This window comes from Streptomyces sp. NPDC000878, from assembly GCF_053599695.1.
The window spans coordinates 141197-166129 of the sequence record NZ_JBSFMT010000009.1; the positions used below are offsets into that span (position 1 = coordinate 141197).

The following is a 24933-nucleotide window of genomic DNA, read 5'->3' on the forward strand; positions in this document are numbered from 1 at the left end:
GGAGATGCGGGCCGGCGCTGAAAGGACACCCGCAGCCACGAGCCGCCGCACGGAATCCAGCCGCCGGACACAGGCCACCGCACCCACAAGCCGTCCCACCCGCCGCCGCACCCACAACCCGCCCGGCTAACCCTCGGCCGCCGCGATCCTCCGCAAAATGTCCGGCCTCCGGATCAGCAACGCCCGCCTCCCCGTCTCCACCGCCTCCTTCTCCCGCAGCTCCCGCAGGAGTCGCTGGACCATCTCCCTGGACGCGCCCACCGAGCCCGCCAGCTCCTGCTTGCTCAGGGGGACGGAGAGTTCGATGCCCTCGGGGGTGCGGCGGCCGTGGGTGCGGGCGAGGTCGAGGAGGAGGATCGCGAAGCGTTCCCGTACGTTCATGGACGCGAACTCCAGGCGGCGGCGGTCGGCGGCCCGGGTGCGGTCGGCCGTGAGGCCCAGGAGGGCGAAGGAGACAGCGGGGGAACGGGCCAGGAAGTCCTTGAAGCGCTCGTGTTCCACGGCCACCGCCCGGACCGCCTCCAGCGCGGTCACCGTGGCCGAGCGCGGGCGGCCGGTGAGCGCCGCCGACTCGCCGACTATGTCGCCGGGGCCGCGCAGGGCGAGGAGTGCCTCGTAGCCGTTGGCGGCCGAGGCCGTCACCTTTGTCCAGCCCTGGACCAGGAAGAGGACGTGGGAGGAGGGCTCGCTCTGGTGTATCAGGGCCACCCGGGTGGCGAAATTCAGTTCGCGGCCCAGGGACAGGAGGGCCGTGCGGTCCTCCTGTTCCAGACGGGCCAGGAAGGGCACCCGGTCGTCCAGGCCCCCGTCGTCCAGTGAATGCGCCGCCGTCCTCATCACGCTCTGCCCCCGATTCGTCGCAGCGGACGGATCAAGGTACTGAACGGGCAAGCCCACGGGGCTGTAAAGGGCGCGAATCAGCCACCTTGGCCAGCAAGCCGTGCGTAAGGCGTGCAATGCTGCTAGAAGCAATCAAACGGCGGCTCGGGCGCCGCTCGGAGTCCGCGGGGGCGCCGCTGGGAGCCCGGTGTGTCGTACCGGCCTCCATTTGTTTTGACCGAAGTCGTTGAGGTAGGTACGCTCAGACCTTGTGCCTGGGGTGTGCCCTGGCCCTCGTGCGTGCCTTCGAACCGTACGGGGAGCTGTAAGCGGCCACCGCGATCTGCGCCCTTTTCGCCTTGCCGGCGGGAGTCTGCAGTATTCGACACACCCGACCGCGTGGGTCGGCGACGTTCCAGGTTAGCTTCACCATCGGCACACAGAAACCGGAGAAGTAGTGCCTACGATCCAGCAGCTGGTCCGGAAGGGCCGGCAGGACAAGGTCGAGAAGAACAAGACGCCCGCGCTTGAGGGCTCGCCCCAGCGCCGTGGCGTCTGCACGCGTGTGTTCACGACCACCCCGAAGAAGCCGAACTCGGCCCTGCGTAAGGTCGCGCGTGTGCGTCTGACCAGCGGGATCGAGGTCACGGCTTACATTCCGGGTGAGGGACACAACCTGCAGGAGCACTCGATCGTGCTCGTGCGTGGTGGCCGTGTGAAGGACCTGCCCGGTGTTCGCTACAAGATCATCCGCGGCTCCCTCGACACCCAGGGTGTCAAGAACCGCAAGCAGGCCCGCAGCCGCTACGGCGCCAAGAAGGAGAAGTAGAAAATGCCTCGTAAGGGCCCCGCCCCGAAGCGCCCGGTCATCATCGACCCGGTCTACGGTTCTCCTCTTGTCACGTCGCTCATCAACAAGGTGCTGATGAACGGCAAGCGCTCCACCGCCGAGCGCATCGTGTACGGCGCCATGGAGGGCCTGCGCGACAAGACCAGCAACGACCCGGTCATCACGCTGAAGCGCGCGCTGGAGAACATCAAGCCGACCCTTGAGGTCAAGTCCCGCCGTGTCGGTGGTGCGACGTACCAGGTTCCGATCGAGGTCAAGCCCGGTCGCGCCAACACGCTCGCGCTGCGCTGGCTGGTCGGTTACTCCCGCGCCCGTCGCGAGAAGACGATGACCGAGCGTCTGCTCAACGAGCTTCTCGACGCTTCGAACGGCCTTGGTGCGGCCGTCAAGAAGCGCGAGGACACCCACAAGATGGCCGAGTCCAACAAGGCCTTCGCGCACTACCGCTGGTAGTCGCAGCCCCCATCGAGACCGAGAGAAGACCGAAGCCTTATGGCTACCACTTCACTTGACCTGGCCAGGGTCCGCAACATCGGGATCATGGCTCACATCGACGCGGGTAAGACGACCACCACTGAGCGGATCCTCTTCTACACCGGCGTCAGCTACAAGATCGGTGAAGTCCACGACGGCGCCGCCACCATGGACTGGATGGAGCAGGAGCAGGAGCGTGGCATCACGATCACCTCTGCTGCCACCACCTGTCACTGGCCGCTTGAGGACAACGACTACACGATCAACATCATCGACACCCCCGGGCACGTCGACTTCACCGTTGAGGTAGAGCGCTCGCTGCGCGTCCTCGACGGTGCCGTCACCGTGTTCGACGGTGTCGCGGGTGTCGAGCCGCAGTCCGAGACGGTGTGGCGTCAGGCCGACCGTTACGGCGTGCCGCGCATCTGCTTCGTCAACAAGCTCGACCGGACCGGCGCGGAGTTCCACCGCTGCGTCGACATGATCAAGGACCGCCTCGGTGCGGTGCCGCTGATCATGCAGCTTCCGATCGGTGCCGAGATGGACTTCAAGGGCGTTGTGGACCTGGTCCGCATGAAGGCGCTCGTGTGGTCCGCCGAGGCCGCCAAGGGTGAGATGTACGACGTCGTCGACATCCCGGCCACGCACGTCGAGGCTGCCGAGGAGTACCGCGGCAAGCTCGTCGAGGCCGTCGCGGAGAACGACGACGACATCATGGAGCTGTTCCTGGAGGGCCAGGAGCCCACCGAGGAGCAGCTGTACGCCGCGATCCGTCGCATCACCATCGCGTCCGGCAAGTCCAACGGCGTCACGGTCACCCCGGTGTTCTGTGGCACCGCGTTCAAGAACAAGGGCGTCCAGCCCCTGCTCGACGCGGTCGTGCGCTACCTGCCGACCCCGCTCGACGTCGAGGCCATCGAAGGCCACGACGTGAAGGACCCCGAGCAGGTCGTCAAGCGCAAGCCGTCCGTGGACGAGCCGCTGTCGGCGCTGGCGTTCAAGATCATGAGCGACCCGCACCTCGGCAAGCTCACGTTCGTGCGCATCTACTCCGGACGCCTGGAGACCGGCACCGCGGTGCTGAACTCCGTCAAGGGCAAGAAGGAGCGCATCGGCAAGATCTACCGTATGCACGCGAACAAGCGTGAGGAGATCGAGGCGGTGGGCGCCGGTGACATCGTCGCCGTGATGGGTCTGAAGCAGACCACGACCGGTGAGACGCTGTGTGACGACAAGAACCCGGTGATCCTGGAGTCCATGGACTTCCCGGCGCCCGTCATCCAGGTCGCCATCGAGCCCAAGTCCAAGGGTGACCAGGAGAAGCTGGGTGTAGCCATCCAGCGTCTCGCGGAGGAGGACCCCTCCTTCCACGTTCACTCGGACGAGGAGACGGGCCAGACCATCCTCGGCGGTATGGGCGAGCTGCACCTCGAGGTGCTGGTCGACCGTATGAAGCGCGAGTTCAAGGTCGAGGCCAACGTCGGCAAGCCGCAGGTCGCGTACCGCGAGACGATCCGCAAGGCCGTCGAGCGTCACGACTACACGCACAAGAAGCAGACCGGTGGTACCGGTCAGTTCGCCAAGGTGCAGATCGCGATCGAGCCGATCGTGGACGGCGACGCCGCGTACGAGTTCGTGAACAAGGTCACCGGTGGCCGTATCCCGCGGGAGTACATCCCGTCGGTGGACGCCGGTGCGCAGGAGGCCATGCAGTTCGGCATCCTGGCCGGCTACGAGATGACTGGCGTCCGCGTCATCCTTCTCGACGGCGGCTACCACGAGGTCGACTCCTCCGAACTGGCGTTCAAGATCGCCGGCTCGCAGGCCTTCAAGGAGGCCGCGCGCAAGGCCAGCCCCGTGCTCCTGGAGCCGATGATGGCCGTCGAGGTCACCACGCCCGAGGACTACATGGGTGAAGTCATTGGCGACATCAACTCCCGCCGTGGTCAGATCCAGGCCATGGAGGAGCGTGCCGGTGCCCGCGTCGTGAAGGGCCTCGTGCCCCTCTCGGAGATGTTCGGCTACGTCGGTGACCTCCGCAGCAAGACCTCGGGTCGCGCAAGCTACTCGATGCAGTTCGACTCCTACGCCGAGGTTCCCCGGAACGTCGCCGAGGAGATCATCGCGAAGGCCAAGGGCGAGTAACACACCCCGTTTACACGCTTTAGGCTTGACACCGACCGCCGGGGCTCACCCGGGAGGGCAGAACCCCGGCGGGCGGCATCCCAGCAAAGATCACCTGGCGCCGATGAGTAAGGCGTACCAGAACCACTCCGCAGGAGGACCCCAGTGGCGAAGGCAAAGTTCGAGCGGACTAAGCCGCACGTCAACATCGGCACCATCGGTCACATCGACCACGGTAAGACGACCCTCACGGCCGCCATTACCAAGGTGCTGCACGACAAGTACCCCACGCTGAACGAGGCCTCGGCCTTCGACCAGATCGACAAGGCGCCGGAAGAGCGTCAGCGTGGTATCACGATCTCGATCGCGCACGTCGAGTACCAGACGGAGGGTCGTCACTACGCCCACGTCGACTGCCCGGGTCACGCGGACTACATCAAGAACATGATCACCGGTGCCGCGCAGATGGACGGCGCGATCCTGGTCGTGGCCGCCACCGACGGCCCGATGCCGCAGACCAAGGAGCACGTGCTCCTGGCCCGCCAGGTCGGCGTGCCGTACATCGTCGTCGCCCTGAACAAGGCCGACATGGTGGACGACGAGGAGATCCTGGAGCTCGTCGAGCTCGAGGTCCGTGAGCTCCTCTCCGAGTACGAGTTCCCGGGCGACGACCTGCCGGTCGTCAAGGTCTCGGCGCTCAAGGCGCTCGAGGGCGACGCCGAGTGGGGTCAGTCGGTTCTCGACCTCATGGACGCCGTCGACTCCGCCATCCCGACCCCCGAGCGTGACGTCGACAAGCCGTTCCTCATGCCCGTCGAGGACGTCTTCACGATCACCGGTCGCGGTACGGTCGTCACCGGCCGTATCGAGCGTGGTGTCCTGAAGGTCAACGAGACCGTTGACATCATCGGCATCAAGCAGGAGAAGACCACCACCACGGTCACCGGCATCGAGATGTTCCGCAAGCTGCTCGACGAGGGCCAGGCGGGCGAGAACGTCGGTCTGCTCCTCCGTGGCATCAAGCGCGAGGACGTCGAGCGCGGCCAGGTCATCATCAAGCCCGGCTCGGTCACCCCGCACACCTCGTTCGAGGCGCAGGCGTACATCCTGTCCAAGGACGAGGGCGGCCGTCACACGCCGTTCTTCAACAACTACCGTCCCCAGTTCTACTTCCGCACCACGGACGTGACCGGCGTCGTGACCCTCCCCGAGGGCACCGAGATGGTCATGCCGGGCGACAACACTGAGATGACCGTCGAGCTCATCCAGCCCATCGCCATGGAAGAGGGCCTGAAGTTCGCCATCCGCGAGGGTGGCCGGACCGTGGGCGCCGGCCAGGTCATCAAGATCAACAAGTAGTTCTTGTTGGCTTGACAGCCTGACCCGGTAGCTCTCACGAGCTTCCCGAGGAGGCCCGTACGACTTCGGTCGTACGGGCCTCTTTGCTGTGCCCGGGTTTGCCGGTCACTGTTACGAAACTATTCGGCGCGTACGACCCGTTCCCCCCGCTGGTCACTCCCTCCACCATTTGTCATGCCACTGACCAAATTCGGCGGAGGGGTGGGTACGTCATGTCTGGGGCCGTCAGCCGTAGAGCTGTACTCGGAGCCGGTATCGCCGCGGTGCCGGTGCTGTCCGGGGTCGCGCGGGCGGGGGAGGCCGGGGTCCGCCGCACGGACGCCGGGGCGTACATCTCGTTCACCGGCGGCGCGTTCGCGCTGGTCGGGGCCCCGGTCGTGGTCAGTGCCGAGGACCACTCCGGAGTCGTACGAGCCGCCGCCGACCTGCGGGACGACATCGAACGCGTCACAGGTGTACGTCCGGCCGCCACCGTCGCCCGTGAGGTGGTCCTGGTCGGCACGATCGGCCGCAGCCCGCTGATCGACGGTCTGGTCCGCGCCGGCAAGCTGGATGTCACGGGCATCGCGGGCCGCTGGGAGACCTCGCTGCAGACGGTCGTGGAGCACCCCATGCCCGGCGTCGACCGGGCGTTCGTCATCGCGGGCAGCGACCCGCGCGGCGCGATCTTCGGGGTGTACGACGTCTCGTACGGCATCGGGGTCTCGCCCTGGTACTGGTGGGACGACGTCCCGCCGGTCCACCGGGACGCGGTGTACGTCCTGCCCGGCCGGCACACGCAGGGCACCCCGGCCGTGAAGTACCGCGGGATCTTCATCAACGACGAGAACCCGGCGCTGGGGACCTGGGCGCCGAGGTTCTTCGGCCCCGGGAAGGCGCCGGGCCACCCCGGAGGCTTCAACGCGGCCTTCTTCGAGCGGGTCTTCGAGGTGCTGCTGCGCCTGAAGGCCAACTATCTCTGGCCCGCGGTGTGGGGCCGGGCGTTCGCCGAGGACGACCCGGAGAACCACGCGAGGGCGAAGGCGTACGGCATCGTCATGGGTACGTCCCACGAGGCGCCGATGATGCGGGGCATCGAGGAGTGGAACCGGCACGCGGTACCGGCGGTGCGCGACAGCGCGGGGAACGTGGTGACGCCGGGCTGGGACCCGTACGGGGGCACGGGGGAGTGGTCGTACCGGCGGAACGCGGCGGCTGTCCGGGCGTACTGGCGCGACGGCATCCGGCGGATGGTGGACGAGGACTTCGAGGGCGTCGTCACGCTGGGTATGCGCGGCAACGGCGACACGAGCCTGCCGGACGGCGACGGCATCGAGCTGATGCGGGAGATCATCGAGACGCAGAGGGGGATCATCGCGGAGGTGACGGGCAAGCCGCTGTCGGAGACCCCGCAGGTGTGGACCCTGTACAAGGAGGTCCAGCGGTACTGGGACCGGGGGTTGAGGGTTCCGGGTGACGTCACGGTCGTCCTGACGGACGACAACTGGGGGAACATCCGCAAGCACCCGGACCCGGCGGAACCGGCGAGGAGCGGTGGGTACGGGCTGTACTACCACTTCGACTACGTCGGGGTCGGCCGCAACTACAAGTGGGTGGACACCGCCAACCTCCAGAACCTCTGGGACCAGCTCCACCAGGCCCACGCGTACGGCAACCGCACCCTGTGGGTGACAAACGTCGGCGACCTGAAGGGCAACGAACTCCCGACGGAGTTCTTCCTGAACTACGCCTGGAATCCGGCCCGTTGGGACCTGTCGAACCTGGAGGAGTGGGAACGGCGGTACGCCCGGCAGAACTTCGGGGCGGAGCACGCGGCGGCGATCGCGTCGGTGCTCGCAGAGTACGGACAGCTCCAGGCCCGCCGCAAACCGGAGTTGCTGAACCGCCGCATCACCCTGAACCCCGCGAAGGACCCGACGAAGGACGAGTCGGCGATCGTGTACGACGACCAGGAGACGCCTTTCCGCTTCGCCCACCGGGAGTTGGAGCGGGTCACGGAGGAGTGGCGGAGCCTGGGGAGGCGGGCGGAACGGGTGGGGCGGAAGCTGCCCCCGTCGGCGCAGGACGCGTGGTACGAGCTGGTCGGGTACGAGGTGGCGGCGACCGCCAACCTGTACGCCCTGCGCGAGGCCGAGTTCAAGAACCTTCTGTACGCGGCCCAGGGGCGCGCGGCGACGAACGACCGCGCGGCGGAGGCGGAGGTCGGCCTGGAGCGGGACTTCGCACTCGCCGATCGCTTCAACTACGGGGTGGTGGGCGGCAAGTGGGAGGGCTTCCAGACCCAGCCGCACATCGACTACGGGGACGTTGAGCGGTACGGGCCCAACGCGCCCTGGCAGCAGCCGGAGAAGGACAACGTGGCGTTGCCGGATGTGCTGTTCCCGGCCGTGTGGCGGGTGGAGCTGCCGGTGGGCGGGGAGTTGGGGGTGTCGGTCGACGGGTCGGAGGACTCGGGGGAGTGGTGGCCGGGGGGTGCGGCCGGGGATGGGTCCGGGGGTGCGGTGCTGCCGGTGTTCAGCCCGTACCAGACGCGGCCCGACCAGTACGTCGAGGTGTTCAACCGGGGGCGTACGCCCTTCGCGTACCGGGTGGAGTCGTCGGTGCCGTGGCTGGTGGTGGACCGGCCGAGGGGGCGGGTCGAGCAGCAGGTGCGGCTGACGGTGACGGTGGACTGGGCGCGGGTGCCGGACGGTCGTACGGAGGCCTCGTTGACGGTGTCGGGCGCGGGGGCGTCGGTGGCGGTCGGGTGCGTGGTGGAGAAGCCGTCGGGGAGGGATCGGCGGGGGCTGCGGGGGTTCGTGGAGGCGGGGGGTTATGTGGCGATCGACGCCGACAACCACTCGCGGATGGTGGGGAGTTGGCGGCGGCTGGACCGGATCGGGCGTACGGGCGCGGGGATGACGCCCTGGCCGGTGACGGCTCCGCGCCGGACGCCGGGTGGGGGTTCGGCGCGGTTGGAGTACGAGGTCGGTCTGTTGTCGGCGGGCGAGGTGACGGTGTGGGCGTATCTGTCGCCGCGCAACCCGACGCTGCCGACGGGCGGGCTGCGTTACGCGGTCTCCTTCGACGAGGGCGAGCCGCAGCAGGTCGACATCCACGCCGTCACGGGCGCGGACGACGGCCTGATGAACAAGCAGTGGGCACGGCACACGTCCGACAACGTGAACGTGACGGCCACCAGGCACGCGGTGACGGCGGCGGGGGTGCACCGGCTGAAGTTCTGGGTGGTCGATCCGACGGTGGTCGTGCAGCGGCTGGTGATCGACACGGGCGGGCTGACACCGACGTATCTGGGGCCCTTGGAGAGCCGCCGGGTTCGGTAGAGCAGGCGGCAGGCAGCAAGCAGCGGGCCATTGGCAGTAGTTCACTGACGAAGGGATCGCACATGAACGGCTTTCGCATGCCCGTTTCCGCCGTCGCCCTGGCGGGCGTGGCGCTTCTGATCACCGGCGCCGGTGCGCAGCCCGCGTCGGCGCACCCGGACCCCGTCCCGCTGCGGGCGCTGGCGGCCGGTACCGGCGTACGCATCGGCACTGCCGTGGACATGGCGGCGCTGGCTGACGATACGACATATCGCCGAAAAGTCGCACGGGAGTTCAATTCCGTCACCGCCGAGAACGTGATGAAGTGGGAATCGGTCGAGCCGAGTCGGGGGACGTACGACTGGGGGAAGGCCGATGACCTGGTGCGCTTCGCGGGGGCGCACGGGCAGGCGGTGCGGGGCCACACGCTGGTGTGGCACAGCCAGTTGCCGGGCTGGCTGACGACAGGGGTGGCGGACGGATCGATCGGATCGGAGGAGCTGCGCGGGATTCTGAAGGCCCACATCACGACGGAGGTGAAGCGGTACAAGGGAAAGATCTACCAGTGGGACGTGGTGAACGAGGTCTTCGAGGAGGACGGTTCGCTGCGCGACTCGATCTGGCTGCGTGAGCTGGGTCCGTCGTACATCGAGGACGCCTTCCGCTGGGCCCACGCGGCCGACCCGAAGGCCAGGCTGTTCCTGAACGACTACAACGTCGAGGGCGTCAACGCGAAGTCGACGGCCTACTACGACCTGGCGAAGCGGCTGCGGGCCGAGGGGGTGCCGGTACAGGGCTTCGGCATCCAGGGGCACTTGGCGATCCAGTACGGCTTCCCGGGCCAGGTCGCCGAGAACCTCGCGCGCTTCGAGAAGCTGGGCATGCAGACGGCGTTCACGGAGGTCGACGTACGCATGATCCTGCCGGTGGAGGGGGCGAAGCTGGCGGCGCAGGCGACGTACTTCCGGGGGCTGCTGGACGCGTGTGTGCAGGCTCGGCGGTGCACGTCGTTCACGGTGTGGGGGTTCAGCGACAAGTACTCGTGGGTGCCGGGGGTGTTCGCCGGGCAGGGGGCGGCGACGCTGATGGACGAGGAGTTCGGGCGGAAGCCGGCGTACGGGGCGGTGGGGGAGGGGCTGGCCGCAGAGTGACGTTCTGGCGTTCTGGCATCCGGTGGCTCAGCGGCCCGGTTCGTAGGTGAGCTGCTTGATCTGGCGGAGGGCCAGGGTCGTTTCGACGGAGTGGACGCCGTCGAGGACGCCGATCCTCTCGGTGAGGTACGTGTACAGGGTGCCCGTGCTGCGGTTGCTGACGGCCGCGACGATGTTGGACTGGCCGGTGGTCGCTGCGGCGAAGCTCACCTCGGGGTGTTCCGCGAGCGCCCGTCCGACCGAGTCGAGGGCGGACGGTGTCACGGTCAGCCAGAGCAGCGCGGTGACGCCCTGGCCGAGAGCCGCGTTGTCGATCTGCACGTCGAAGTACAGGGCGCCGGTGGCACGCAGCTGCTCCAACCGCCGTCGGACGACGGACTCCGACTGGCCGGTGCCGGTCTGGAGTTCGGCGAAGGTGGCCCGGCCGTCCCGGCGCAGGAGGGCGAGCAGCGCTTCGTCGGTCTCGTCGAGGAGAACGGGCGCCGCCGGCGGCTCGACCCGGGGCGGACGCAGCGCCTCCTCCTGCGCGGGCTCCAGCGCCCGGGACTTGTTCAGCCAGCCCAGCGCGCCGCCGTAGAAGTGGTGCAGCAGACAGTGGGCGCTGACGGAGACGACCCGGGGCGTGCGCTGGAGGCGGTCGAAGAGCAGCTCGTCCCGCTCCTTCTGGCTGCGGGGCCGCATCGCGCACACCACCTCGGTGCCGCCCGAGACCAGGTCGATGTACGAGGTGTCGGGGCGCCGGGCCAGGGCGTTCGCGAGCTGCTCGGCCACGTCGGGGGTGCAGCGCAGCCGCACGATCCAGCTGGTCCGGCCGAGCACCCCCGCGTCGGTCATGCCCAGCACCCGCAGGCCAGCCGTCGTCCGCAGCCGCCGGAAGCGCCGGGCCACCGTCTGGTCGGACACCCCGAGGACCTCGGCGATACGGCTGAACGCGGCCCGCCCGTCGATCTGGAGCGCGTGGAGCAGCCTGAGGTCGAGGGCGTCGAGGGCGCCTGGGATGTTCAGGGTGCCCGGGGCATGGGGTGTGCCTGGGGGATCGGGGTTGCTCAGGGCAGTGGGGGCGCCTGGGGCACGTGGGGTGGAGGGCTCCACCGGTCTCTCCTGCTGTGGGTGGGAGGCGGGGCGTCGACCTGCTGGGAGGGGGTGACCGTTGATCGTGGGGGTCTTCTCAGCGTAGGCCGCCCTCGGATGCGGTGTGGGCCCGGGACCCGGGGGGCCCGGGCTCCAGGTCCCAGGTCCCGGGCCCACACGGAGGCGCCGAACCCGTCCCCACGGACGGCGCCGGCACCGGCAGCAGGCCCAGGCCCGGTGGTCATCCGTTCAGGGCCGTGCTGCCGGTACGTCGGGTGTCGCCGTGCCGGTGGTGGCCTGCGGCGGGACGGGGGCCGGGGTGCCCTGGGCGGTGACCCGGGGTGTCGTGTGCTGCTGGCGGCGCAACAGGGCGGCTCCGACGGCGGCGGCCAGCAGGGCCAGTACGGCCGAGACGGTCAGACAGAGCCGGAGTCCGTCGACGAAGGCCTCCGACAGGGCGGCCATGACCCGGGGTGTGTCCGCGCCCAGGTCGAGTCCGCCGACCGCGCTCAGCCCGCCGCTGTCCGCGACCGCGGTGACACGCCGGACCGTCGCCCCGGCCAGACCCGCGTCACGGAGGTGACCGGGCAGGACGTCGACGGCCCGGGAGGTCAGCAGGGTGCCGAGGACGGCGGGGCCGAGGGCGCCGCCGACCTGGCGGAAGGCGTTGTTGCCGGCCGCGGCCATACCGGCCTGGTGGAACGGCACCGAACTGACGGCCGTGGCGGTCATCGGCGTGATGACGAAGGCCAGACCGAAGCCGAGCAGGGCCAGCCGCCAGGCGAGCGAGCCGAACGAGGTGTCCGTACCGATGGAGGTGAGGGACAGCAGCGCGCCGGCGCTGATCACCAGGCCGCCCGGGATCAGCAGCCGGGGCGAGACGCGGTGCATCAGGCGTCCGACCGGGGCGCCGAGCAGCAGCGGCACCATGGTCACCATGAGCAGCCGGTAGGCCGCTTCGAGGGTGCTGAGCTGCTGGACGATGCCGAGGTAGAGGCTGAGCGCGAAGAAGAAGCCGATCAGACCGAGGAAGCTGATCATGGCGATGAGGGTGGTGGCGGTGAAGGCCGGGCTGCGGAACAGCGTCAGGTCCAGCATCGGGTCGGCGCTGCGCCGCTCCACCATGACGAACGCGACCGCGCCGACCGCGGCGGTGGACAGCGCCACCATGACCTTCGGGTCGGTGAAGGAGGTGACGCCGCCCTCGATGATCCCGTACACCAGAGCGGTGATCGTCAGCGCGGCGGTGGCCTGGCCGGGCCAGTCCAGGCGGCGCGTGCCCGGGGCGCGGGAGTCGGTCAGCAGCTTCGCGGCGAACGCCATCGCGAGCAGCGAGACCGGGATGGGCAGCAGATAGATCCAGCGCCAGCCGAAGTGGTCGAGGATCACGCCGGCGATGAGGGAACCGAGGGCCAGCGCCGTCATGAGGGCGGTCGCCCACAGGCCGATGAACTTCCCGCGCTCACGCGGGTCGGGGACGGCATGGCTGATCAGAGCGAGCGTCGTGGGCAGCAGGGCGGCGGCCCCGAGCCCCGCGAACGCCTGTCCGACCCAGACGACCTGGACCGACTGCGCGCACAGCGCGATCAGGGCACCCAGGGCACTGAAGGCCAGCCCGGCCTGGAACACCTTCTTCCGGCCGTGGACGTCCCCGAACACACCGGCGGTCAGGATGAGGGCGGCCATGGGCAGCACGAACGCGTCGGACACCCAGGACAGTTGCGAGGTCGAGGCGCCGAGGGCCCGCTGGACGGCGGGCAGACTCGCCGAGATGGTGGTCACCGGCAGATAGGCGACGAACACACCGAGGCAGGCCATGACGAGCGTGGCCACCCGCCGCTCCTGCGGCACTCCCGCCGTCGACGTGACGGTTACGACATTCACGGAACTCTCCCTCGGGATGCCGGGCGCGGTGCCGGACAGGTCCTGGCTGACCTCAGCGGCCACTTTCCGCTGGGTGGGGGCGTGGATCCAGCCATGGGTGCCGGATTGCGGGAATCCGACATCGAGGGCGCGGAGCGGAGGGATTTCCGACATCGGCGGGCCGGGCGGGCGCCGGACCAGGGGAAACGCAGCGCTCCTCGACGCAGGCGCACCCAATGCAATGCGTCGCTAAATTCCCGGCAATGATTCGGGATCGCCCGCCCCAGGTGAGGGGCCCGGCGTGGCGAAGGCGCCGACCGCACCGATAACTTCGGTTCCTTGATCGCACTGTTGTTTCACGTGTTCCACGGGGGAACCACCATGAGTGACCTGCGCCTTGACGACACCATATTCGCGGACCTGAAGAAGACCTTCTCCTCCATCAGCGACCGCATGGAGACGACCCGTCGCAGCCTGCGCAGCGCGGACGCCTCGTGCGTCGGCGAGAGCGGACTGGTCGAGGACGTACAGGACTTCGCCGACGACTGGGGCTACGGCATCAAGCAGCTCGGCAAGCACACCCAGGGCGCCGTGAAGATGATCAACAAGATCGCCCAGACCTTCGACGACCTGGACCTGCAACTGGCCGAGTCCCTCAAGGCCGCCAAGGCCTCCAAGAAGGGCAAGTGACGTGGCCGGCCAGCGGACCGTACCGCCGAACATAGGCTGGGACCCCACCCCGGGGGATGTCGAGGACACCCGGCACCTCGCGAAGCGCCTGGGCAGGCTGGCGAGTGAACTGGGTACCGCTCTCGGGGAGTTGGAACGGATCGAGTGCGGCGCCTGGAAGGGCAAGACGGCGGTCGCGTTCACCGAGTACATAGGCGAGGACGTCACCCCGCTCATTCGCAAGAGCCACGAGTCCTTCGACAAGGCCTCGCGCGCGCTGCACCGCTGGGCGGGCGAACTCCAGGACTTCCAGGACGAGACGGACCGCCTGGACAGGTCCGCCAAGGAGAAGCTCGACGCCAAGTCGGACGCCGAGGGCAAGGCCGGCGGCGACGGCAGCGATGAGCTGGGCAAGGCCTCCGGCGAGGTGGACGGCGTCATCCGCAAGGTCCACGAACTCGAAGAGCGCTACCGCCGGGCCGCCGGTCACATCGGCCGGGAGCTGGACAAGGCCGCCGACATCGCCCCCGACGAGCCCGGCTTCTGGGACACGCTCGGCACGGGCATCGCCGACGCCTGGGGCGCCACGGGCGACTGGCTCAAGGAGCACGCCGACCTGATCAAGGAGATCGGCGACGTACTGAGCCTGGTCAGCAGCGCCCTGGGCGTACTCGCCATCATCACGGCCCCCTTCGAACCGATCGGCGCGATCTTCGCCGCCGCGGCGATGATCACGAGCGGGGCCGCCCTGCTGACCCACGTGGTGGCCAAGGCGGCGGGCGCGGACGTGAGCTGGGCGGACATCGGGTTCGACGCGCTGGGCATCCTGCCGGGGGTGAAGGGGCTCACGGGGACTGCTGCGCTGGCCAAGGGCGCCGATGCCACCGCGCGTGCCGCGAAGCTCGGCCGGGGGTTCGTCGGGATGGAGGAGAGCAGCAAGCTGTTCGTTCTCTTCGGCCCGTCGAAGCTCACCCCTGTCGTCAAACTCGGGGAAGGCGGTGGCCGTATGGCTCTGGCTGTCGAGAGCGGACTGCAGAACGTCCGCCAGGGCCAGTGGCTCGGTACCCAGGGGATCAACCTGGTCGCGTCCAAGCTGCCGTTCATCAAGAGTGCCGAAGACGTCATCGCGCCGATGAGCAACGCGGGCCGCGCCCTGGACGCCACCATCAAGGGCGCACTCACCGGCAACAAGGCCCACACCATCGCCACCAACGACTACGGGAACTGAGCGCCACGGCATGGACAACCCCGAAGAACTCCGGGCGCTGGGCGTGGAGGGCGTGGCGCTGCCGCCCATGAGCATCCGCCTGCCCGAAGGGATGCACGCGATCGAGGTCTCCCTCGACGAGACCGAACGGACCGCAGCCGTAAGGCAGTTGGTCCGGGACATCTACCCACGAGGCGAGGAGCCCCTGTGGGAGGCGATGAGTGCGCTGTACGGGGCCACGGCACAGGAGATGTCGTCGGGCGGCGTCTCGTTCTTCGGTATCGGGCTGTACGAGATCGAGGACGGCGGAGGCGTGGCCCACTGCTCGCTCACCGTGGCGGTGTTCGAGTCGGGGGAGGCGGATCCGGACGTCGTCGCCCAGGGCGTCTTCGCGACGCTGGGCCCCGATCCCCTGCGTGACGTGACATGGCTGGACCTGCCCTGCGGCCCGGCAGTGTCGGTGATCTCCTTCCGCAAGCTCGTGGTGGACGGCCAGTACACGAAGAGCGGCAACGACGAGGAACTCACGATGGGGCAGATCCAGGTCCACATCCCCTTCTCGACCGGCCCCTACACCGCTGTGATCACCTTGGACACGGCCTCTGTGGAACAGTGGGACGAGTTCACGCACGCTATTGCCGGAATAGTCGGATCGCTGGAATTTCCCAGCTCAGGAGAGATGACGCACTGATGGACTGGAATCCCGCCGCCGACGAAGACCAGCTCTTCCGTGTCACCGTCAAGTTCGCGACCGGTATGGCTCCCGCGGTCTCCGGCAGCAGATGGTTCCGGGACCCCGAGCGCAACGACATCCAGGGTGAGCTGGCCGAATGGCCTGTCGGTCCCGTCTTCACCTCGCGCACGGCGGGCGACCAGGCCGCGCGTCGCGTCGGCCGTGGTTTCCTCTCCGCCATCCCCGTCATCGCGAACATCGTCGCCAACATCGGCGGAGCAGGCGGGTCGCCCTTCGGTGGCGGTGCCGGATCGGGCAAGCCGGAGGAACCGGAGAACGAGGTCGACGACTTCCCCGTCATGTGGGCCGCCCCGGGCACCCTCGCCCGTACGGTGCCGTGGCAGCTCGATCCCGGGCGGCGCCCAGAGGGGTACCTCACGGATCTGGTCCTGACCAGCCGACGACTGCTCTTCCTCGACGAAGTCGGCGTCCTGGCGGAGTTTCCACGGGAATCCATCGCCGGGGCCCGGCAAATGGAGTTCAGTCGCATCGGTGCGGATATGCGCATCACGTTTGCGGACGGCTCCTGGATTCGTCTCTTCACCGGCGCTCCGAGAAACGCCGAAAGGCTCGCCGAGGTTCTCCGTGGAGACGTACAGGCAGTGCCCGAAAGTGCCCTCACGGCGGCACAGCGCGAGCGAGTGGCCCGTTTCATGACCAATCTCTCCCGCGCCACACAGCCGCCCGTGTACACCAGGTTCCCCAGTGGAATCGTCCGCGTAGAGGTCGGCCTTCCTTCCAAAGCGGCCAAGGATCTCGTCGATGTGACCTGGATCGTGATCGACGAAATGGGCGAGCCGGCCCAGCCGAAGCCGGGCGACCTGTAGTCCCTCTGACCGTTACTTGGAGTCCCCGTCCCTGCGGTGCCACGCCGCGTACAGGGTCGACAGGCCGATCGCGATGGTCGACACCGTCTCCGGGCGGACCCCGCACAGGACGAGGACGACTCCGGTCAGTAGAACCGCGAGGAAAACGACGAGGTCCGCTCGCCGCTGTGGGTGATGCATCGTTCGGCCTTTCTTGCCTTCGGGCTTTCCGCTTACGTGCGTGTCTCTCAAGTGCCTTGCGGCAATCAGGCTGTTGGGGGTGCGAGGTGTTGCGGAAGTCGGCACAGTTGCCACTTGTCGCAACGGTCGAGAAGTGCGGGAAACGAGGGAGGACCAGGCGTGGGGACGAGCAGCCTCGTACCGCTGGACGGCGGTCTGCCGGACGAGTCACGAGCCTTCGCCGAGGCTCTGCGCAGTCTCTTCGTCGGGCTGGGCGTCAGCGTCCGCCGGTACGCGGCCCGGCGGAACCGCGATGCCGGGTCCATCTCCCGCTTCCTCAACGGCACCCGCATCCCGACCTGGGAGTTCGTCCACGATCTGCTCAGTGATGTTGCTGAGCAGCAAGGGAGCGCCGCCACTCCCGAGACCACCGAACTGCTGCGTCGGCTGCACCGCACGGCGCTCGACAAGAGCGGCTCCGCGCACCACCGCGTACAGGTCCTGGAGGACCAGCTCGCCGACGCCGACCGGCAGTCCGTACGGTCCGCGGCGCTCGTACGGGCACTGGAGAACGCGTTGGTCGACGCGCAACACCGCGCAGCGGACCTTGAGCGGCAAATCGGACAGCTGCGGGTGCACGAGGAGCGGGAGCTGGCCGAGACGGACCGGGCCCTCCAGGTGTACGAGGACCAGCTCGCCGGGCTGCGCAGGGAACGGCAGTCCCTCATCGACCAGGTCGATGCCCTCGGCGAGCAGCTGAAGGACGCCCATGGGCGGCGGATCCAGGCCGAGCAACGCTGCGAGGAACTGGAGCGGCAGCTGGTCGCGGCGGAGGAGGAGTACGAGCGGGAGGACGTCCCGCCCCGCGCGGACGCGGTGCTGTCGGAGGCGGCCGGCCGTCCGTCGGCGGAACCGGCGGAGCAGCTGAACCCGCACCACCGCTTCGACACCTTCGCCGTCAGCGACTCCAACAGATTCGCGTACGCGGCAGCGGTCGCCGTCGCCGAGCAGCCGGCGAAGAAGTACAACCCGCTGACCATCCACGGCGGTTCGGCGATGGGCAAGACACATCTGCTGCACGCCATCGGGCACCGTGCGCGGGAACTTCAGCCGGGCCTGCGGGTGCGGTACGTGACCTCGGCAGGGTTCGCCTACGAGTTCGAGCACGCCCACCTCGCGTACCGGCTCGAAGAGTTCCGCCGGGGCTACCGTGACGTGGACCTGCTGCTGGTCGACGACCTCCAGTTCCTGCCGCCGACCAAGGCGGAGGAGGCGCCGGCTCAGGAGGAGTTCCTGCGTGTCTTCAACGCCCTCCACAGCACGGACCGGCAGATCGTGCTGGCCTCGGACCCGTCTCCCGGGGTGCTGAGGTTCCTCGACTCCCGGCTGCGCAACCGGATCGAGTCGAGCCTCGTCACCGAGATCCAGCCGCCCGCGCTGCAGACGCGTATCGCCATCCTCCGGCGGCTGGCGGACCGGGACGGGCTCACGGTCCCGCGGGAGGTCCTGGAACTCATCGCCACGAAGGTGGAGCGGAACAGCCGCGAGCTGGAAGGCGCCCTCGTCCGGGTGACCGCCTACGCCTCACTGAACCGGCAGGCGGTGGACCTGGCCCTCACCGAGGCGATCATGAACAACCTGGTGCCGGACCGGTCCGTACGGGGCGAGGAGGTCGGTCGCCTGATCATTCGGGAGACGGCCGCGTACTTCGGGATGACATCGGACGAACTGTGCAGTACGGCTCGTGGCCGGGCACTGGTCACGGCGCGGCAGATCGCCATGTACCTCTGCCACGAACTCACCGACCTGTCGGTGTCCGAGATCGGCACGCTGTTCGGGGGACGTGAACACAGCGCCGTCGAACACGCGTACACGAAGATCCGGTCGCTGATGTCCCAGCGTCGCTCCGTCTACAACCAGATCGACGAGCTGACCACCCGTGTCAAGGTCGCCGTCGACGAGCCCTACCCGAATCGAGATCGGGGTGGCGAGCCGGGGCGCCAGGTTTGACCTTCGTCACCCTGGGGGTATTCTCTCCGGCTCGATTGGCGGAGCCCATGCCCCGTATGGCAGACTGTCGGAGTTGCTCGGTCGAGCGCCGATGCTGCGCGCCTCCCGTCGGGAGGACCGGAAGCGAGTCCCACAGTACTCGTCGCCTCAACTGCCGTAAGGCAGCGCTGGGGCGGACGTACGGGAATCTTTCGGGAAGTGTCAGCGGGGTGCAGGCCAGGCACTCGGTGGGTGTCCATGCCCCCGGTTCTGCGGTTGCTTTCGGGCGGGCCGCGTCCCTCGTAGGGAAATCCGTTTACGGATATCTGTGCGACAGGAGCGCGACACACCCGACCGCGTGGGTCGGAGGACGGGGACGCGAACCCCCGGGTTGCAGAGCGTTTCACTAGACAAAGGACTACTGAGTAGCCATGGCGGGACAGAAGATCCGCATCCGGCTCAAGGCCTACGACCACGAGGTCATCGATTCCTCGGCGAAGAAGATCGTCGAGACGGTGACGCGAACTGGTGCGTCGGTCGCGGGCCCGGTGCCGCTGCCCACTGAGAAGAACGTGTACTGCGTCATCAAGTCGCCGCACAAGTACAAGGACTCGCGCGAGCACTTCGAGATGCGCACGCACAAGCGCCTGATCGACATCCTCGACCCGACGCCCAAGACCGTTGACTCTCTGATGCGACTCGACCTCCCGGCCGGTGTCGACATCGAGATCAAGCTCTAGGGAACGGTGATCTGAGAATGGCTAAGCAGATCAAGGGCATCCTGGGCGAGAAGCTCGGCATGACGCAGGTGTGGGACGAGAACAACCGTGTTGTTCCCGTCACCGTCGTCAAGGCGAGCACCAACGTCGTCACCCAGGTGCGTACGAACGACGCCGACGGCTACGAAGCGGTCCAGATCGCCTTTGGCGAGATCGACCCTCGCAAGGTGAACAAGCCCCTCAAGGGTCACTTCGCCAAGGCCGACGTCACTCCCCGCCGCCACCTCGTCGAGATCCGCACCGCGGACGCCTCCGAGTACACGCTGGGCCAGGAGATCTCCGCTGAGGTCTTCGAGGCCGGCGTCAAGGTGGACGTGACCGGCAAGAGCAAGGGCAAGGGCTTCGCCGGTGTCATGAAGCGTCACAACTTCAAGGGCCTCGGCGCCGGTCACGGCACCCAGCGCAAGCACCGCTCTCCCGGTTCCATCGGTGGCTGTGCCACCCCGGGCCGCGTGTTCAAGGGCCTCCGCATGGCGGGTCGCATGGGCAACGAGCGGGTCACCACCCAGAACCTGACCGTTCACGCCGTTGACGCGGAGAAGGGCCTGCTCCTCATCAAGGGCGCGGTCCCTGGTCCGAACGGCGGCCTCGTCCTGGTCCGCACCGCGGCCAAGGGGGCCTGAGGACTCATGAGCACCATTGACATTCTGTCGCCCTCCGGCGACACCGCCGGGACCATCGAGCTCCCGGCCGAGATCTTCGACGTAGAGAAGATCAGCGTTCCGCTGCTTCACCAGGTCGTCGTCGCACAGCTGGCCGCCGCCCGTCAGGGCACGCACAAGGTCAAGCGTCGTGGCGAGGTCCGTGGTGGTGGCCGCAAGCCTTACCGCCAGAAGGGCACCGGCCGCGCCCGTCAGGGTTCGACCCGTGCGCCGCAGTTCGCCGGCGGTGGTGTCGTTCACGGCCCCACCCCGCGCGACTACTCGCAGCGGACCCCCAAGAAGATGAAGGCCGCGGCCCTGCGCCACGCCCTCACCGACCGGGCCCGCAACGCTCGTATCCACGTCATCACCGGCGTGATCGAGGGCGAGACCCCCTCCACCAAGGCCGCCAAGAGCTTCCTCGGCAAGGTCAGCGAGCGCAAGAACGTGCTCCTGGTCATCGAGCGCTCCGACGAGGCCGCGCTGCTCTCCGCGCGCAACCTGCCCCAGGTACACATCCTGGACCCGGGCCAGCTGAACACGTACGACGTTCTCGTCTCGGACGACGTGGTCTTCACCCAGGCCGCTTTCGAGTCCTTCGTGTCCGGCCCCAAGGCCACTGACACCGAAGGGAGCGAGGTCTGATGGCGATCCGTCACCCCGCCATTGCCTCCAAGGCGGCCAAGGCCGCCAAGGCCGCGCGCGTCGCCAAGGCGAAGCGCCACGAGGCCGAGGGCAAGAACACCGTCGTCACGCCGGTCAGCAAGTCGTACACGGACCACCGTGACGTGCTGCTGAAGCCGGTCGTGTCGGAGAAGAGCTACGCGCTCATCGACGAGAACAAGTACACGTTCATCGTCGCTCCCGGCAGCAACAAGACCCAGATCAAGCAGGCCGTCCAGGCGGTCTTCTCGGTCAAGGTCACCGGGGTCAACACGATCAACCGCATCGGCAAGCGCAAGCGCACCAAGAGCGGTTTCGGTAAGCGCGCTGACACCAAGCGAGCGATCGTGACCCTCGCAGAGGGCGACCGTATCGACATCTTCGGCGGTCCGTCCGCGTAAGCGGGTCGGATCGTCCGATATCGGACGAGGACTGAGAAATGGGAATCCGCAAGTACAAGCCGACTACGCCGGGCCGTCGTGGCTCCAGCGTCGCCGACTTCGTCGAGGTCACGCGGTCCACGCCGGAGAAGTCGCTGGTCCGCCCGCTGCACAGCAAGGGCGGCCGTAACAACGCCGGTCGTGTGACCGTTCGCCACCAGGGTGGCGGACACAAGCGCGCCTACCGAGTGATCGACTTCCGTCGTCACGACAAGGACGGCGTGCCGGCGAAGGTCGCGCACATCGAGTACGACCCCAACCGCACCGCGCGCATCGCGCTGCTGCACTACGTGGACGGCGAGAAGCGCTACATCCTCGCCCCCCGCAACCTGCAGCAGGGTGACCGCGTCGAGAACGGTCCCGGGGCCGACATCAAGCCGGGCAACAACCTGGCGCTCCGCAACATCCCGGTCGGTACCACGATCCACGCGATCGAGATCCGTCCCGGTGGCGGCGCCAAGTTCGCCCGCTCCGCAGGCGCGTCGGTGCAGCTGCTGGCGAAGGAGGGCACGATGGCCCACCTTCGTATGCCCTCCGGTGAGATCCGTCTGGTCGACCAGCGCTGCCGCGCCACGGTCGGCGAGGTCGGCAACGCCGAGCAGAGCAACATCAACTGGGGCAAGGCCGGCCGCAAGCGCTGGCTGGGCGTCCGTCCGACCGTTCGCGGTGTGGCGATGAACCCGGTTGACCACCCGCACGGTGGTGGTGAAGGCAAGACCTCCGGTGGACGTCACCCGGTCTCGCCGTGGGGTCAGAAGGAGGGTCGTACTCGTTCGCCGAAGAAGGCTTCGAACAAGTACATCGTCCGCCGCCGCAAGACGAACAAGAAGCGCTAGGAGCGGGTTTAGATGCCGCGCAGTCTCAAGAAGGGGCCCTTCGTCGACGACCACCTGATCAAGAAGGTGGACGTACAGAACGAAGCCGGTTCCAAGAACGTCATCAAGACCTGGTCCCGTCGCTCGATGATCATCCCGGCCATGCTCGGCCACACGATCGCGGTGCACAACGGCAAGACCCACATTCCGGTGTTTGTCACCGAGTCGATGGTCGGCCACAAGCTCGGCGAGTTCTCGCCGACGCGCACCTTCCGGGGTCACGTCAAGGACGACCGGAAGTCGAAGCGCCGCTAACGCGGGGTGGAATGACCATGACAGACACTGGAAGGACAACCATGGAAGCCAGGGCCCAGGCGCGGTACATCCGCGTCACGCCCATGAAGGCCCGCCGCGTGGTGGACCTTATCCGTGGCATGGGTGCCACGGAGGCTCAGGCGGTCCTGCGTTTCGCCCCGCAGGCCGCGAGCGTGCCGGTTGGCAAGGTGCTTGACAGCGCCATCGCCAACGCCGCGCACAACTACGACCACACCGACGCCGGCAGCCTCGTCATCACTGAGGCGTACGTCGACGAGGGTCCGACCCTGAAGCGGTTCCGGCCGCGCGCCCAGGGCCGTGCCTACCGGATCCGCAAGCGGACCAGCCACATCACCGTGGTCGTCAGCAGCAAGGAAGGAACCCGGTAATGGGCCAGAAGGTTAACCCGCATGGGTTCCGGCTCGGCATCACCACGGACTTCAAGTCCCGGTGGTACGCCGACAAGCTGTACAAGGACTACGTCGGTGAAGACGTCGCCATCCGTCGGATGATGACGTCCGGCATGGAGCGCGCCGGCATCTCGAAGGTCGAGATCGAGCGCACCCGTGACCGCGTCCGCGTCGACATCCACACCGCGCGTCCGGGCATCGTCATCGGCCGCCGCGGCGCCGAGGCCGACCGTATCCGCGGCGACCTGGAGAAGCTGACCAAGAAGCAGGTCCAGCTCAACATCCTCGAGGTCAAGAGCCCGGAGACGGACGCTCAGCTGGTGGCCCAGGCCGTCGCCGAGCAGCTGTCCTCCCGCGTCTCCTTCCGTCGCGCCATGCGTAAGAGCATGCAGGGCACGATGAAGGCCGGCGCCAAGGGCATCAAGATCCAGTGCGGTGGCCGTCTCGGCGGCGCCGAGATGTCCCGCTCGGAGTTCTACCGCGAGGGCCGTGTGCCCCTGCACACGCTCCGCGCGAACGTCGACTACGGCTTCTTCGAGGCCAAGACGACCTTCGGCCGTATCGGTGTGAAGGTCTGGATCTACAAGGGCGACGTCAAGAACATCGCCGAGGTCCGCGCCGAGAACGCCGCTGCCCGTGCGGGTAACCGCCCGGCCCGCGGTGGTGCCGGTGGCGGTGCCGACCGTCCGGCCCGTGGTGGTGGCCGTGGTGGCGAGCGTGGCGGCCGTGGCCGCAAGCCGCAGCAGGCTCCCGCTGCCGAGGCCCCCAAGGCCGAGGCTCCGGCGGCTGCCGCTCCGGCTGCTGAAAGCACCGGAACGGAGGCCTGACCGACATGCTGATCCCCCGTAGGGTCAAGCACCGCAAGCAGCACCACCCCAAGCGCCGTGGCATGGCCAAGGGCGGTACGACGGTCGCGTTCGGCGAGTACGGCATCCAGGCCGTCACGCCGGCTTACGTGACCAACCGCCAGATCGAGGCCGCGCGTATCGCGATGACCCGCCACATCAAGCGTGGCGGCAAGGTCTGGATCAACATCTACCCGGACCGCCCGCTCACGAAGAAGCCTGCCGAGACCCGCATGGGTTCCGGTAAGGGTTCTCCCGAGTGGTGGATCGCGAACGTGCACCCGGGCCGGGTCATGTTCGAGCTGTCCTACCCCAACGAGAAGATCGCCCGTGAGGCCCTCACTCGCGCAGCCCACAAGCTGCCGATGAAGTGCCGGATCGTCAAGCGCGAGGCAGGTGAAGCGTGATGTCGGCCGGTACCAAGGCGTCCGAGCTGCGCGAACTGGGTGACGAGGAGCTTCTCAACAAGCTCCGCGAAGCCAAGGAAGAGCTGTTCAACCTCCGCTTCCAGGCGGCGACCGGTCAGCTCGAGAACCACGGTCGGCTCAAGGCCGTCCGGAAGGACATCGCGCGGATCTACACCCTGATGCGTGAGCGCGAGCTGGGCATCGAGACGGTGGAGAGCGCCTGATGAGCGAGAGCAACGTGACCGAGACTGAAAACACCAGCGGCTCCGCCGCGGGCACCACGCCCGAGGCGCGCGGATTCCGCAAGACCCGTGAGGGTCTCGTCGTCAGCGACAAGATGGACAAGACCGTCGTCGTCGCTGTCGAGGACCGCGTGAAGCACGCCCTGTACGGCAAGGTCATCCGCCGTACGAGCAAGCTCAAGGCCCACGACGAGCAGAACGCTGCCGGCATCGGCGACCGTGTCCTCCTCATGGAGACGCGTCCGCTGTCCGCCACGAAGCGCTGGCGCATCGTCGAGATCCTCGAGAAGGCGAAGTAGCCGAGTAATTCCTGCGGGCACCCCCGCAGGACAGTTCCGCCAGGCTCGGGGAGCTCCGTAAGTCACTTACGGAGCTCCCCGGGAACCGGCAGACAATCAGGAGATAGACGTGATCCAGCAGGAGTCGCGACTGCGTGTCGCCGACAACACTGGTGCGAAGGAAATCCTTTGCATCCGTGTCCTCGGTGGCTCCGGTCGCCGCTACGCGGGCATCGGCGACGTCATCGTCGCCACCGTCAAGGACGCGATCCCCGGTGGCAACGTGAAGAAGGGTGACGTCATCAAGGCGGTCATCGTTCGCACCGTCAAGGAGCGCCGCCGTCCGGACGGCTCGTACATCCGTTTCGACGAGAACGCCGCTGTTGTTCTGAAGAACGACGGCGACCCTCGTGGCACCCGTATCTTCGGCCCGGTCGGCCGGGAGCTGCGCGAGAAGAAGTTCATGAAGATCATCTCGCTCGCGCCGGAGGTGCTGTAAGC

27 protein-coding genes are annotated in these 24933 nt (G+C 67.9%); 23 read left to right on the forward strand and 4 right to left on the reverse strand.

Annotated elements, in window-relative coordinates:
- Positions 1 to 126: 126 nt before the first annotated feature.
- On the reverse strand, positions 127 to 837 hold the full coding sequence (locus ACWDR4_RS11540; RefSeq protein ID WP_450407078.1) for a Crp/Fnr family transcriptional regulator: 711 nt from the start codon (positions 835 to 837) through the stop codon (positions 127 to 129).
- Between the two features lie 439 nt (positions 838 to 1276).
- Between ACWDR4_RS11540 and rpsL the strand changes: the two genes are divergently transcribed.
- The 6 genes from rpsL to ACWDR4_RS11570 all read left to right on the forward strand — a co-directional run bounded on the left by rpsL (position 1277) and on the right by ACWDR4_RS11570 (position 10079).
- Positions 1277 to 1648: a 30S ribosomal protein S12 gene (gene rpsL / locus ACWDR4_RS11545; RefSeq protein WP_003948652.1), complete on the forward strand. Its 372-nt coding sequence runs from the start codon at positions 1277 to 1279 to the stop codon at positions 1646 to 1648.
- Between the two features lie 3 nt (positions 1649 to 1651).
- Positions 1652 to 2122 carry a 30S ribosomal protein S7 gene (rpsG, locus tag ACWDR4_RS11550; RefSeq protein ID WP_366880225.1) on the forward strand — a complete coding sequence of 157 codons (471 nt, stop codon included), beginning with the start codon at positions 1652 to 1654 and terminating at the stop codon, positions 2120 to 2122.
- Positions 2123 to 2161: 39 nt separating this feature from the next.
- The gene (gene fusA, locus ACWDR4_RS11555) at positions 2162 to 4288 is read left to right on the forward strand and encodes an elongation factor G (RefSeq protein ID WP_450406952.1); all 2127 of its coding nucleotides are present in this window, start codon (positions 2162 to 2164) and stop codon (positions 4286 to 4288) included.
- 144 nt (positions 4289 to 4432) lie between these two features.
- A complete protein-coding gene (gene tuf / locus ACWDR4_RS11560) occupies positions 4433 to 5626 on the forward strand; it encodes an elongation factor Tu (protein WP_450406954.1) in 1194 nt (397 codons plus the stop codon).
- A 212-nt stretch (positions 5627 to 5838) separates the two neighbouring features.
- Positions 5839 to 8949, forward strand: coding sequence for a glycosyl hydrolase 115 family protein (locus ACWDR4_RS11565; RefSeq protein ID WP_450406957.1), 3111 nt, complete (start codon positions 5839 to 5841; stop codon positions 8947 to 8949).
- A gap of 77 nt (positions 8950 to 9026) precedes the next feature.
- Positions 9027 to 10079, forward strand: a complete 1053-nt coding sequence (locus ACWDR4_RS11570) for an endo-1,4-beta-xylanase (RefSeq protein WP_450406960.1) — start codon at positions 9027 to 9029, stop codon at positions 10077 to 10079.
- Positions 10080 to 10106: 27 nt separating this feature from the next.
- Here ACWDR4_RS11570 and ACWDR4_RS11575 read toward each other — a convergent pair whose 3' ends face one another.
- Both ACWDR4_RS11575 and ACWDR4_RS11580 read right to left on the reverse strand, forming a co-directional pair.
- Positions 10107 to 11084 carry an Lrp/AsnC family transcriptional regulator gene (locus tag ACWDR4_RS11575; protein ID WP_450407081.1) on the reverse strand — a complete coding sequence of 326 codons (978 nt, stop codon included), beginning with the start codon at positions 11082 to 11084 and terminating at the stop codon, positions 10107 to 10109.
- Between the two features lie 315 nt (positions 11085 to 11399).
- Positions 11400 to 12968, reverse strand: coding sequence for an MFS transporter (locus ACWDR4_RS11580; RefSeq protein ID WP_450407084.1), 1569 nt, complete (start codon positions 12966 to 12968; stop codon positions 11400 to 11402).
- A 426-nt stretch (positions 12969 to 13394) separates the two neighbouring features.
- Here ACWDR4_RS11580 and ACWDR4_RS11585 point away from each other — a divergent pair, with 426 nt between their 5' ends.
- The 4 genes from ACWDR4_RS11585 to ACWDR4_RS11600 are packed head-to-tail and all read left to right on the forward strand — an operon-like array spanning position 13395 to position 16449.
- Complete coding sequence (locus tag ACWDR4_RS11585) at positions 13395 to 13703, forward strand: hypothetical protein (protein WP_450406962.1); 309 nt, start codon at positions 13395 to 13397, stop codon at positions 13701 to 13703.
- A 1-nt stretch (position 13704) separates the two neighbouring features.
- On the forward strand, positions 13705 to 14910 hold the full coding sequence (locus ACWDR4_RS11590; RefSeq protein ID WP_450406965.1) for an enoyl-CoA hydratase/isomerase family protein: 1206 nt from the start codon (positions 13705 to 13707) through the stop codon (positions 14908 to 14910).
- A 10-nt stretch (positions 14911 to 14920) separates the two neighbouring features.
- Complete coding sequence (locus ACWDR4_RS11595) at positions 14921 to 15580, forward strand: hypothetical protein (RefSeq protein WP_450406967.1); 660 nt, start codon at positions 14921 to 14923, stop codon at positions 15578 to 15580.
- Positions 15580 to 16449: a hypothetical protein gene (locus ACWDR4_RS11600; RefSeq protein WP_450406970.1), complete on the forward strand. Its 870-nt coding sequence runs from the start codon at positions 15580 to 15582 to the stop codon at positions 16447 to 16449. The genes ACWDR4_RS11595 and ACWDR4_RS11600 overlap by 1 nt, the downstream gene beginning before the upstream one ends.
- A gap of 12 nt (positions 16450 to 16461) precedes the next feature.
- On the opposite strand, the gene ACWDR4_RS11605 is transcribed toward ACWDR4_RS11600, so the two are convergent.
- Complete coding sequence (locus ACWDR4_RS11605) at positions 16462 to 16629, reverse strand: hypothetical protein (protein ID WP_450406973.1); 168 nt, start codon at positions 16627 to 16629, stop codon at positions 16462 to 16464.
- 159 nt (positions 16630 to 16788) lie between these two features.
- On the opposite strand from ACWDR4_RS11605, the gene dnaA reads away from it, so the two are divergent.
- The 13 genes from dnaA (at position 16789) to rplN (ending at position 24931) form a co-directional block, all read left to right on the forward strand.
- Positions 16789 to 18618 carry a chromosomal replication initiator protein DnaA gene (dnaA, locus tag ACWDR4_RS11610; RefSeq protein ID WP_450406976.1) on the forward strand — a complete coding sequence of 610 codons (1830 nt, stop codon included), beginning with the start codon at positions 16789 to 16791 and terminating at the stop codon, positions 18616 to 18618.
- Between the two features lie 410 nt (positions 18619 to 19028).
- Positions 19029 to 19337 carry a 30S ribosomal protein S10 gene (rpsJ, locus tag ACWDR4_RS11615; protein ID WP_003948644.1) on the forward strand — a complete coding sequence of 103 codons (309 nt, stop codon included), beginning with the start codon at positions 19029 to 19031 and terminating at the stop codon, positions 19335 to 19337.
- 17 nt (positions 19338 to 19354) lie between these two features.
- The gene (gene rplC / locus ACWDR4_RS11620; protein ID WP_450406978.1) at positions 19355 to 19999 is read left to right on the forward strand and encodes a 50S ribosomal protein L3; all 645 of its coding nucleotides are present in this window, start codon (positions 19355 to 19357) and stop codon (positions 19997 to 19999) included.
- A 6-nt stretch (positions 20000 to 20005) separates the two neighbouring features.
- Entirely contained in the window at positions 20006 to 20662 is a 657-nt protein-coding gene (gene rplD / locus ACWDR4_RS11625; protein ID WP_450406980.1) for a 50S ribosomal protein L4, read from the forward strand.
- Positions 20662 to 21081 carry a 50S ribosomal protein L23 gene (gene rplW / locus ACWDR4_RS11630; RefSeq protein ID WP_450406982.1) on the forward strand — a complete coding sequence of 140 codons (420 nt, stop codon included), beginning with the start codon at positions 20662 to 20664 and terminating at the stop codon, positions 21079 to 21081. Before rplD ends, rplW begins: the two co-directional genes overlap by 1 nt.
- Positions 21082 to 21119: 38 nt before the next feature.
- Complete coding sequence (gene rplB / locus ACWDR4_RS11635; RefSeq protein ID WP_280886342.1) at positions 21120 to 21956, forward strand: 50S ribosomal protein L2; 837 nt, start codon at positions 21120 to 21122, stop codon at positions 21954 to 21956.
- Between the two features lie 12 nt (positions 21957 to 21968).
- Positions 21969 to 22250 (forward strand): 30S ribosomal protein S19, encoded by a 282-nt coding sequence (rpsS, locus tag ACWDR4_RS11640; RefSeq protein ID WP_006376029.1) that lies wholly within the window; start codon positions 21969 to 21971, stop codon positions 22248 to 22250.
- A gap of 41 nt (positions 22251 to 22291) precedes the next feature.
- Entirely contained in the window at positions 22292 to 22639 is a 348-nt protein-coding gene (gene rplV, locus ACWDR4_RS11645) for a 50S ribosomal protein L22 (RefSeq protein WP_450406986.1), read from the forward strand.
- On the forward strand, positions 22639 to 23487 hold the full coding sequence (gene rpsC, locus ACWDR4_RS11650; RefSeq protein WP_105974512.1) for a 30S ribosomal protein S3: 849 nt from the start codon (positions 22639 to 22641) through the stop codon (positions 23485 to 23487). The genes rplV and rpsC overlap by 1 nt, the downstream gene beginning before the upstream one ends.
- 5 nt (positions 23488 to 23492) lie before the next feature.
- On the forward strand, positions 23493 to 23912 hold the full coding sequence (gene rplP, locus ACWDR4_RS11655) for a 50S ribosomal protein L16 (RefSeq protein ID WP_235475505.1): 420 nt from the start codon (positions 23493 to 23495) through the stop codon (positions 23910 to 23912).
- Entirely contained in the window at positions 23912 to 24136 is a 225-nt protein-coding gene (gene rpmC, locus ACWDR4_RS11660; RefSeq protein WP_005481220.1) for a 50S ribosomal protein L29, read from the forward strand. Before rplP ends, rpmC begins: the two co-directional genes overlap by 1 nt.
- On the forward strand, positions 24136 to 24453 hold the full coding sequence (gene rpsQ, locus ACWDR4_RS11665; protein ID WP_450406990.1) for a 30S ribosomal protein S17: 318 nt from the start codon (positions 24136 to 24138) through the stop codon (positions 24451 to 24453). Before rpmC ends, rpsQ begins: the two co-directional genes overlap by 1 nt.
- 109 nt (positions 24454 to 24562) lie before the next feature.
- Positions 24563 to 24931: a 50S ribosomal protein L14 gene (gene rplN / locus ACWDR4_RS11670; RefSeq protein ID WP_006376015.1), complete on the forward strand. Its 369-nt coding sequence runs from the start codon at positions 24563 to 24565 to the stop codon at positions 24929 to 24931.
- The last annotated feature ends 2 nt before the right edge of the window (positions 24932 to 24933 follow it).